At 45.3% G+C, this 9296-nt stretch carries 10 protein-coding genes and 1 tRNA gene; 5 read left to right on the top strand and 6 right to left on the bottom strand.

The window, feature by feature from the left end; translation table 11 throughout:
- Nucleotides 1–2: 2 nt before the first annotated feature.
- The 6 genes from R7E29_RS14050 to lolB all read right to left on the bottom strand — a co-directional run bounded on the left by R7E29_RS14050 (nucleotide 3) and on the right by lolB (nucleotide 4684).
- Nucleotides 3–76 (bottom strand) — tRNA-Met (locus R7E29_RS14050).
- A gap of 284 nt (nucleotides 77–360) precedes the next feature.
- Nucleotides 361–1452 (bottom strand): redox-regulated ATPase YchF, encoded by a 1092-nt coding sequence (ychF, locus tag R7E29_RS14045; protein WP_005393178.1) that lies wholly within the window; start codon nucleotides 1450–1452, stop codon nucleotides 361–363.
- 10 nt (nucleotides 1453–1462) lie between these two features.
- Nucleotides 1463–2053 carry an aminoacyl-tRNA hydrolase gene (pth, locus tag R7E29_RS14040; RefSeq protein ID WP_005384112.1) on the bottom strand — a complete coding sequence of 197 codons (591 nt, stop codon included), beginning with the start codon at nucleotides 2051–2053 and terminating at the stop codon, nucleotides 1463–1465.
- A gap of 151 nt (nucleotides 2054–2204) precedes the next feature.
- On the bottom strand, nucleotides 2205–3149 hold the full coding sequence (locus tag R7E29_RS14035) for a ribose-phosphate pyrophosphokinase (protein ID WP_005393176.1): 945 nt from the start codon (nucleotides 3147–3149) through the stop codon (nucleotides 2205–2207).
- A 27-nt stretch (nucleotides 3150–3176) separates the two neighbouring features.
- Nucleotides 3177–4049, bottom strand: coding sequence for a 4-(cytidine 5'-diphospho)-2-C-methyl-D-erythritol kinase (gene ispE, locus R7E29_RS14030; RefSeq protein ID WP_025768957.1), 873 nt, complete (start codon nucleotides 4047–4049; stop codon nucleotides 3177–3179).
- Nucleotides 4046–4684, bottom strand: coding sequence for a lipoprotein insertase outer membrane protein LolB (gene lolB, locus R7E29_RS14025; RefSeq protein WP_017819988.1), 639 nt, complete (start codon nucleotides 4682–4684; stop codon nucleotides 4046–4048). The genes ispE and lolB overlap by 4 nt, the downstream gene beginning before the upstream one ends.
- Before the next feature lie 134 nt (nucleotides 4685–4818).
- Between lolB and hemA the strand changes: the two genes are divergently transcribed.
- From hemA to R7E29_RS14000, 5 genes are read left to right on the top strand one after another with little or no spacing between them, the layout of a single operon-like run.
- Nucleotides 4819–6075 carry a glutamyl-tRNA reductase gene (hemA, locus tag R7E29_RS14020; RefSeq protein WP_005384104.1) on the top strand — a complete coding sequence of 419 codons (1257 nt, stop codon included), beginning with the start codon at nucleotides 4819–4821 and terminating at the stop codon, nucleotides 6073–6075.
- Between the two features lie 29 nt (nucleotides 6076–6104).
- Nucleotides 6105–7193 carry a peptide chain release factor 1 gene (prfA, locus tag R7E29_RS14015; RefSeq protein WP_005382222.1) on the top strand — a complete coding sequence of 363 codons (1089 nt, stop codon included), beginning with the start codon at nucleotides 6105–6107 and terminating at the stop codon, nucleotides 7191–7193.
- 3 nt (nucleotides 7194–7196) lie between these two features.
- Nucleotides 7197–8051 carry a peptide chain release factor N(5)-glutamine methyltransferase gene (prmC, locus tag R7E29_RS14010; RefSeq protein WP_047102915.1) on the top strand — a complete coding sequence of 285 codons (855 nt, stop codon included), beginning with the start codon at nucleotides 7197–7199 and terminating at the stop codon, nucleotides 8049–8051.
- Nucleotides 8052–8091: 40 nt separating this feature from the next.
- Nucleotides 8092–8475, top strand: coding sequence for a SirB2 family protein (locus tag R7E29_RS14005; protein ID WP_005382225.1), 384 nt, complete (start codon nucleotides 8092–8094; stop codon nucleotides 8473–8475).
- A gap of 5 nt (nucleotides 8476–8480) precedes the next feature.
- A complete protein-coding gene (locus R7E29_RS14000) occupies nucleotides 8481–9290 on the top strand; it encodes a SirB1 family protein (RefSeq protein ID WP_042524122.1) in 810 nt (269 codons plus the stop codon).
- The last annotated feature ends 6 nt before the right edge of the window (nucleotides 9291–9296 follow it).

Genomic DNA, 9296 nt, shown 5'->3' with positions numbered 1-9296 from the left:
GGTGGCTACGACGGGATTCGAACCTGTGACCCCATCATTATGAGTGATGTGCTCTAACCAGCTGAGCTACGTAGCCAAAACCATATTTTTTGTTCTCAACGCTTTGTTGCCTTGTCGTTGGGAACGGCGCGCATTATGCGAAGTTGAGTGAGATCCGTCAACAGTTTTTTTTAATAAATTTCGGAAAAAACCTCGTTCGCTTCCTTTTTAAACAAAGAGGCGTGTTTATGATCTAAAACTGGAAATAAATTAGCTTGCAGTTGCGTAATTTATTTTTGTTCATTTACTTAAGGTATTAAAAAAGCCAGCTTAACAGCTGGCTTTTAGTGTAAATGAAGTGTTTAGAATTCATTCATTTAATTAAACATTGAAGCGGAAGTGTACAACATCACCATCTTTTACGATGTAGTCTTTACCTTCTAGACGCCATTTACCTGCGTCTTTTGCGCCATTTTCACCATTGAATTGGATGAAATCGTCGTAACCGACTACTTCTGCACGAATAAAGCCTTTCTCGAAGTCAGTGTGGATCTTACCTGCCGCCTGAGGCGCAGTTGCACCAACAGGGATTGTCCAAGCACGTACTTCTTTAACACCTGCTGTGAAGTAGGTGTGTAGAGTCAGTAGTTCGTAACCAGAGCGAATTACACGGTTCAGACCCGGCTCTTCGATCCCCATATCTGCTAGGAATTCTTCGCGATCTTCATCTTCTAGTTCAGATAGTTCAGATTCGATAGCTGCACATACAGGTACAACGACATTGTTTTCTTTTTCTGCGAACTCACGAACCGCATCTAGATATGGATTATTTTCGAAGCCATCTTCGTTTACGTTTGCAATGTACATAGTTGGCTTCAGTGTTAGGAAGTTTAGATAGCCGATTGCTGCTAACTCTTCTTTAGATAGCTCAACTGTGCGTGCCATGCCGCCTTCAGTAAGTACTGGTAACAGTTTTTCTAGTACGGTTAGTTCAAATTTTGCGTCTTTATCGCCGCCTTTTGCCTTCTTCGCGTTACGTTGAATCGCTCGCTCACAAGAATCAAGGTCAGCCATTGCAAGTTCGAGGTTGATCACTTCGATATCTTCGATAGGTGAAACTTTACCTGAAACATGAACAATGTTTTCGTTTTCAAAACAACGTACAACGTGGCCAATCGCGTCTGTTTCACGGATGTTAGCTAGGAATTTGTTACCTAAACCTTCACCACGTGATGCACCAGCAACAAGACCAGCGATGTCCACGAACTCCATCGTCGTTGGAAGAACTCTCTGTGGGTTAACGATCTTAGCTAGTGCGTCTAGACGTAGATCTGGCACAGGAACCACACCAGTGTTTGGTTCAATGGTACAGAACGGGAAGTTTGCTGCTTCGATACCCGCTTTAGTTAGTGCGTTGAACAGAGTTGATTTACCTACGTTAGGTAGACCAACGATGCCACATTTAAAACCCATGATAGTAACCTTATTCAGCTTTGAACGTGTGGAGGCGATTTTGTGCTTTAGATAGGCCATCCTTAATCAGGATATCTAGACAACGAACAGCCTCATCAGCTGCTGCATCTAAAAGCTCTTGCTCTTTAGCTGGCGCTTTACCTAATACAAAACCCGCCACTTTATCTTTGTGTCCCGGATGACCAATGCCAATACGAAGACGATAAAAATCTTTGTTATTGCCCAGTTTGCTAATGGTGTCACGCAGACCGTTGTGTCCACCGTGACCCCCACCTTTTTTAAACTTAGCGACACCTGGCGGTAAGTCTAGCTCGTCATGAGCAACCATGATCTCTTCAGGTTTAATTTGATAAAATTTCGCAAGCGCAGCGATCGATTTACCTGATAGATTCATGAAGGTGGTTGGGATAAGCAAACGGAGATCCTGGCCATTGACCATAATGCGTCCTGTTAGACCAAAAAACTTTGGTTCGTTCTTCAGTGTAACGTTGTGAACGCGTGCTAATTCTTCTACAACCCAAGCGCCCGCATTGTGACGAGTTCTGGCGTATTCTGGTCCTGGATTAGCAAGACCAACAAGAAGTTTGATTTGTTGACTCAAGGTTAGGATCTCTCTGGAATCTCAAAAAGCGCAGTATGATAGCACAGAAAACTCGCGGTGGGCGACCAAGGGATTTTCTGCCTATCGATACAAATAAAAAAACACCCCAAAGAGGGGTGCTTTTGAAATCAGTGTAACTGAAATGTTCGTATTAGTTGAACATTGCAGAGATTGACTCTTCGTTACTGATACGACGAATCGCTTCAGCCAGCATGCGAGATAGGCTTAGTGTTGTCACTTTACCTGTTGCAGCCATCTCTTTAGACAGAGAGATAGAGTCAGTTACGATAACTTGGTCAAGAACTGAGTTCTTGATGTTATCCGCAGCGTTGCCTGAGAATACTGCGTGAGTAGCGTAAGCGAATACACGCTTAGCACCGCGCTCTTTTAGTGCTTCAGCTGCTTTACATAGTGTGCCACCTGTGTCGATCATGTCATCAACGATCACACAGTCACGACCTTCAACATCACCGATTAGGTTCATTACTTCAGAAACGTTTGCACGTGGACGACGCTTATCTACGATTGCGATGTCGATGTCGCCTAGTGCTTTTGCTGTTGCACGAGCACGAACAACGCCACCTAGGTCAGGAGATACCACTACAGGGTTATCTAGACCGCGAGCCTGCATATCTTCAAGTAGCACTGGCGTGCCGAAGATGTTGTCTACAGGTACATCGAAGAAGCCTTGAATTTGCTCTGCGTGTAGGTCGATAGTTAGAACGCGGTCAACACCAACGTTAGATAGGAAATCAGCAACAACTTTTGCAGTAATTGGCACACGCGCAGAACGTACACGACGGTCTTGGCGAGCGTAGCCGAAGTAAGGGATAACTGCAGTGATACGGCCTGCTGAAGCACGGCGCATTGCATCAATCATAACAACCAATTCCATTAGGTTGTCGTTAGTCGGTGCACAAGTGGATTGAATGATGAAAACATCGCTACCACGAACATTCTCATTGATTTGAACTGCAACTTCGCCATCAGAAAAGCGAGAAACAGATGCATCACCAAGAGAGATGTAAAGACGATCAGCAATACGTTGGGCTAGTTCAGGTGTTGCGTTACCAGCAAATAGCTTCATATCAGGCACGGTGGAAACCTCGGGTTTGCGTCCAGTTTAAATAGGTCGGTGTGAGGCTGATTGGTATTCAGCCAAAGTCTCTTTTAATGGCGAAATATTGCGCCCTTGAGCGACAAATGCCGAGACTTTATCAGAGAGTTGTGCAAGGATAGTTTCTGCTTCAGATTTGCTCGAAAATTCAGCAAAAACGCAAGATCCTGTCCCCGTCAATCTTGACGGCGCGTATTGTAGCAGCCAAGAAAGTTGCTTATCAACCTCTGGGTAGAGCATTCGTACAATTTTTTCGCAATCGTTTACGCTTGGCGTATTTAAAAGTGTTTCTAGATCTCGTTTTGGGGTGTTTCGCGTCAGATCTGGATGACAAAAAACGTCGACGGTTGCGATAGATACATTCGGTCTGACGACTAAATACCATTTTTCTTCGGGATAAGCAGGAGAGAGTTTTTCACCAACACCTTCAGCAAAAGCTGCAAATCCGCGCACAAATACGGGCACGTCTGCGCCTAGTTTTAAACCTATTTCAGCCAGTTCGTCGTCAGTTAGATTCAGTTGCCATAAGTAATTCAGTGCCACTAATGCTGTAGCTGCATTCGATGAGCCCCCACCAATGCCTCCACCCATAGGCAGCACTTTCTGTAGCTCAATATGCGCGCCAAAAGGGCAGTTTGAGTAAGTTTGAAGCGCGGTTGCAGCTTTCCAAATTAAATTGTCTTGAAGAGGCACACCTTCTATCTCTGGAGAAATCGTAATATCACCAGAATGGTTCGCTTGAATGGTGAGCTCATCGCCGTGATCGACGAATTGGAATAACGTTTGTAACTCGTGATAGCCATTCTCTGTACGGCCGTTGATATGTAGAAAGAGATTCAATTTCGCTGGTGATGGCCAGCGTGTTGAAAGTTCAATCATTGGGTGATGTTCCATTTTGTGATCACTAGATTTATTTTGACATCAGCTGTGGTGAGTTTCAGCTTATTTGGCAGAGGGAGAGACTGTTCATGCCATTGAACGTCGCCATATCTTTGATATGCAATACTCCAATCATTTAAACCAATTTGTTTGTTTAACGCTTGCAGTGTATTGGTTGGAGACAGTTGGAATTTGTCGGCATCGGTCGGTAGACCTAATAGCCAGTCAGGCATGTGATCGACGGGCATCATCAACCCTGTAAGACGGTAAATCAGCTGATTAGCACTGCGAGAAGAAAGGACCTGATCATCGTAAGTTTCTACTGTGGCGCCTTGTGGGGTGATGGTGAGCTTTAATGCCGTTTGTCCGAGAATCGTTGTTAAACGCAACTGGCTTAGTGCTGAAGAATGTTTCCAGTAGAAGTTTAAATTTTGTCTTTGGTCTGGGCCAATATAACCAAGTTTCCCCGTTGCTTGAAAATCTCGGATGGTTTCGAGTCGCTGCTCATGAGCTTGCCATTCAACGCTGGTAACACTTTCAGGAACGGACGAACAACCAGCGAGCAGTAAGCTCGACAAGAAAAAAAGAATAAAGGAGCGTAACGTCATGTTTGATGGCTTATTAATCAGTTTCATCGGGAATCGCTCACAACTATAGCATTGAAAAGTCGCACTTAGGAAAACAAATCCGGCTTACCCTTTCAATAAATGCGTGCTTACAGTAAAATTCTGGACCTATTTTATAACCTATCCCAGAGATACCACGTTAGATGTCCTTGCTTGCTATTGGAATTAATCACAATACAGCGTCTGTCGACTTGCGAGAGAAGGTGGCGTTTGGTCCGGATAAACTCGGCCCTGCACTCGAGCAACTTAGAGAGCACGAAGCAGTTAACGGCAGTGTGATTGTTTCAACCTGTAACCGAACTGAGTTGTACTGCGATGTTAAGCAAGGAGCGCGAAACAAGTTGATCGATTGGCTTGCTCAATTTCATCAAGTGAGCCGCGAAGATTTAATGCCGAGTTTGTATGTTCATGAAGAACAAGCTGCAATAAAGCATTTGATGCGCGTATCGTGCGGTCTTGACTCTCTGGTGTTGGGTGAGCCTCAAATTTTGGGGCAGGTAAAGCAAGCATTTTCTGACTCGCGAGATCATCAAGCTGTCGATGCCTCGATTGATAAACTGTTTCAAAAGACGTTCTCAGTCGCCAAACGGGTGAGAACAGAGACAGATATTGGTGGTAATGCCGTGTCCGTGGCTTATGCGGCATGTACACTGGCAAAACATATTTTTGAGTCGTTATCAGATTCAACCGTGCTTTTAGTTGGTGCGGGTGAGACGATTGAATTGGTCGCGAAGCATTTAGCGTCCAACGGTTGCACAAAAATGATTGTCGCGAACCGCACTAAAGAGCGCGCGCAAGGCTTAGCGGACCAATTTGGCGCAGAAGTGATCAGTTTGAACGAAATTCCTGAACATTTGGCGAAAGCGGATATTGTGATTAGCTCAACGGCGAGCCCATTGCCTATTATTGGCAAAGGTATGGTCGAAACGGCTCTAAAGCAGCGCCGGCATCAACCTATCTTGTTGGTCGATATTGCGGTGCCGCGAGATGTGGAGTCGGAAGTCGGTGAACTGAACGACGCATATCTGTATTCTGTTGATGACTTGCAATCTATCATCGACAGCAACATTGAGCAGCGTAAAGTCGAAGCGATTCAAGCTGAAGCGATTGTTAGTGAAGAAAGCGCTGCATTTATGACATGGTTGCGTTCACTGCAAGCCGTCGATAGTATTCGCGACTATCGCAAATCAGCCAACGAAATTCGTGAAGAGTTACTGAGCAAAAGTTTGCAATCTTTAGCGGCAGGCGCAGATCCGGAGAAAGTGCTGCGCGAGCTGAGTAATAAACTCACCAACAAACTGATTCACGCTCCAACTCGCGCATTGCAAAGTGCAGCTGAGCAAGGCGAACCAGCAAAATTAACGATTATCCGCCAAACACTTGGCTTGGATGATCTATAACTCACGCTTTTTATTAAGAAAACGACACTATGAAAGCCTCTATTCTGACTAAGCTAGAAACGCTAGTAGAACGTTACGAAGAAGTTCAACATCTTCTTGGTGATCCTGATGTAATTGGAAATCAGGACAAATTCCGTGCTCTATCAAGAGAGTACTCTCAGCTAGAAGAAGTAACCAAGTGCTTCCAAGCTTATCAACAAGCACAAGAAGATCTTGTCGCCGCTGAAGAGATGGCAAACGAAGACGACGAAGAAATGCGTGAAATGGCGCAAGAAGAAATCAAAGAAGCGAAAGCGACGATTGAGCGTCTTACTGATGAGTTACAGATTCTTCTTCTGCCAAAAGATCCGAACGATGATCGTAACTGTTTCCTAGAAATTCGTGCAGGTGCGGGTGGCGACGAAGCGGGTATTTTCGCGGGTGATCTATTCCGTATGTACAGCAAGTACGCAGAAAAGCGTGGTTGGCGCATCGAAGTCATGTCTTCAAACGAGGCAGAGCACGGTGGTTACAAAGAGATGATCGCGAAAGTAAGCGGCGACGGTGCATACGGCGTGTTGAAATTTGAGTCAGGCGGTCACCGTGTACAGCGTGTTCCTGCAACTGAATCTCAAGGCCGTGTGCATACTTCTGCTTGTACAGTAGCAGTAATGGCGGAAATCCCTGAAGCGGATCTGCCTGAAATCAAAGCAGCAGACCTGAAAATCGATACGTTCCGTGCATCTGGCGCGGGTGGTCAGCACGTTAACACCACGGATTCTGCAATCCGTATTACCCACTTACCAACGGGTACGGTAGTAGAGTGTCAGGATGAGCGTTCACAGCACAAGAACAAAGCGAAAGCAATGGCGGTTCTTGCTGCTCGTATCGTTCAAGCGGAAGAAGAGCGTCGTGCCGCAGAAGTGTCTGATACACGTCGTAACCTTCTAGGTTCTGGTGACCGTAGTGACCGTATTCGTACATACAACTACCCACAAGGTCGTGTGTCTGATCACCGTATCAACCTGACCATCTATCGTTTGAACGAAGTGATGGAAGGTGACCTGCAGAGCTTGATTGATCCTGTGATTCAAGAGCACCAAGCAGACCAACTTGCGGCGCTCGCAGAGAACGGCTAATCGATGAGCCAAGTTCAATCGATTGAGCAAGCACTGAAAAGTGCGACGGCGAAACTGGCAGAAGGCGGCAAAGAGTCGCCTTCTCTCGATGCAGCTGTACTCCTTTGCCATGTCCTTGGCAAACCACGAACTTACCTGCTGACCTGGCCAGAAAAAGCGTTAGAAGCAGAGCAAAAATCTCAGTTTGATGCTCTACTTGAACGACGTTTAACTGGTGAACCCGTCGCTTATATTATTGGTGAGCGAGAGTTTTGGTCTCTACCGTTCAAAGTTTCTCCCTCCACCTTGATCCCAAGACCGGATACAGAACGTTTGGTCGAAGTTGCACTCGATAAGACCTATGAGCAAACAGGACCTATTTTAGATCTTGGAACGGGGACGGGGGCAATTGCTATCGCACTCGCATCTGAAATGCCAAAACGTCAAGTGATGGGCGTAGACCTTAAGCAAGAAGCGAAAGCACTTGCAGAGTACAATGCTGAGCAGCTAAACATCAAAAATGTGACCTTTGCTCAAGGCAGTTGGTTCGAGCCTATTGCAGAGGGTACGAAGTTTGCTTTAATTGTCTCCAACCCGCCATATATTGATGAAAAAGATCCACATTTATCCCAAGGTGATGTGCGCTTTGAGCCAAAATCTGCATTAGTTGCTAAAGAGAATGGCTTAGCTGATATTCGCCATATCTCGGATCTTGCTCGTCAGTATCTTGAAGTGGGCGGTTGGCTGGCATTTGAGCATGGTTATGATCAAGGTGAGGCGGTGCGTGAGATAATGCGTGGCTTTGGTTACCAACAGGTCGCTACGGAAAAAGATTATGGCGGTAACGATCGAGTAACACTTGGTTGTCTGGCCAGTTAATCATGGAAGTCAGCAAACACTAACTAAAAAGAGAAGAAAAATGTACGTAGCTCTAAAACACATACACTTAGTGACGATCGCTCTCAGCGCGACGCTACTATCGATCCGATTCGTGTTAATGATGATGAACTCACCGAAGCGAAATAATCGCTTTTTGAAAGTGTTTCCCCACATCGTTGATACTGCATTGCTAGTGTCAGGTATCGCGCTTATTTTCATTACTGGTTTCATCCCGTTTACCGATGCCGCACCGTGGTTAACAAACAAAATCACCTGCGTACTGGCGTACATTGCGCTTGGATTCTTCTCATTGAAACTTGCGAAAAACAACCTACTGAAGATATTTGGCTTTTTCGGCGCATTAGGTTGGTTGGTCATGGCTGCAAACATTGCTGTGTCTAAGAGCCCTACGTTATTTGGATAGACGTCATGTTAGAGTTTTTTGACGAAGATTTTGACAATATACCGTTGGTGGAAGGTGCGCTTGAGCTAAACAAAGCGATTAACCCAGAAACCAAAGTACATTGGGCGAAACAAGAGTTAGAGCGTCTTTACAAAGATGCAGAAGCCACGCTTGTTCATGAAACCGATGAAGAGCAACGATTTGATGCATTCCTACGACTGTTTTTCCACGAGTGGGGATTCAAAGGCGACGAGCAGGAATACTTTATTTCGGACAACAGCTTCATCGATAAAGTGTTGGAGCGCAGAAAAGGTATTCCTGTGAGCTTAGGTTCGATTTTGTTATACCTAGGCAAAAAGCTGGGGTTCCCGTTGAAGGGAGTTACTTTCCCTACTCAGTTCCTGTTAAAAGTCGACTGGATGCATAAGAAGCCAGACTACATCAACCCATTTAATGGTGAGTATGTAGGTGAAAGGATTCTTCAAGCTTGGCTTATTGGCCAGGAAGGACCGCTAGCTCAGCTAAAGGCTGAACATTTTGAGGAAGCTGACAACCCAACAATTATTGGTCGCTGGTTGGCATTGATTAAAAGTGCGATGTTGCGTGAAGAGCATTATACGCTGGCATTACGTTGTACAAATCTTGCTCTAACGTTTGTGCCAGATGACCCATACGAAATTCGTGACCGTGGTTTTATTTTCCAACAGCTAGAGTGCCCTCAAGTAGCGGTATCAGATTTTCAGTACTTTATTGACCAATGCCCTGACGATCCGGCTTCCGAGCTACTAAAATCACAAGTTAATGTGATGAGTGAAACGCACGTCACACTTCACTAATTTTAT

Source organism: Vibrio sp. Vb1729 (genome assembly GCF_033338655.1).
GTDB lineage: Bacteria > Pseudomonadota > Gammaproteobacteria > Enterobacterales > Vibrionaceae > Vibrio > Vibrio alginolyticus.
Note: the sequence above shows the minus strand (reverse complement) of the source record. Positions and strands in the feature narration are given on the sequence as shown.

Bases quoted from the DNA above. Each gene is read 5' to 3' on its own strand.
- R7E29_RS14000 (WP_042524122.1), top strand. From the start codon at position 8,481: ATGTTAGAGTTTTTTGACGAAGATTTTGACAATATACCGTTGGTGGAA.
- hemA (WP_005384104.1), top strand. From the start codon at position 4,819: ATGTCCTTGCTTGCTATTGGAATTAATCACAATACAGCGTCTGTCGAC.
- prmC (WP_047102915.1), top strand. From the start codon at position 7,197: ATGAGCCAAGTTCAATCGATTGAGCAAGCACTGAAAAGTGCGACGGCG.
- R7E29_RS14005 (WP_005382225.1), top strand. From the start codon at position 8,092: ATGTACGTAGCTCTAAAACACATACACTTAGTGACGATCGCTCTCAGC.
- prfA (WP_005382222.1), top strand. From the start codon at position 6,105: ATGAAAGCCTCTATTCTGACTAAGCTAGAAACGCTAGTAGAACGTTAC.
- ispE (WP_025768957.1), bottom strand. From the start codon at position 4,049: ATGATTGAACTTTCAACACGCTGGCCATCACCAGCGAAATTGAATCTC.
- ychF (WP_005393178.1), bottom strand. From the start codon at position 1,452: ATGGGTTTTAAATGTGGCATCGTTGGTCTACCTAACGTAGGTAAATCA.
- lolB (WP_017819988.1), bottom strand. From the start codon at position 4,684: ATGAAACTGATTAATAAGCCATCAAACATGACGTTACGCTCCTTTATT.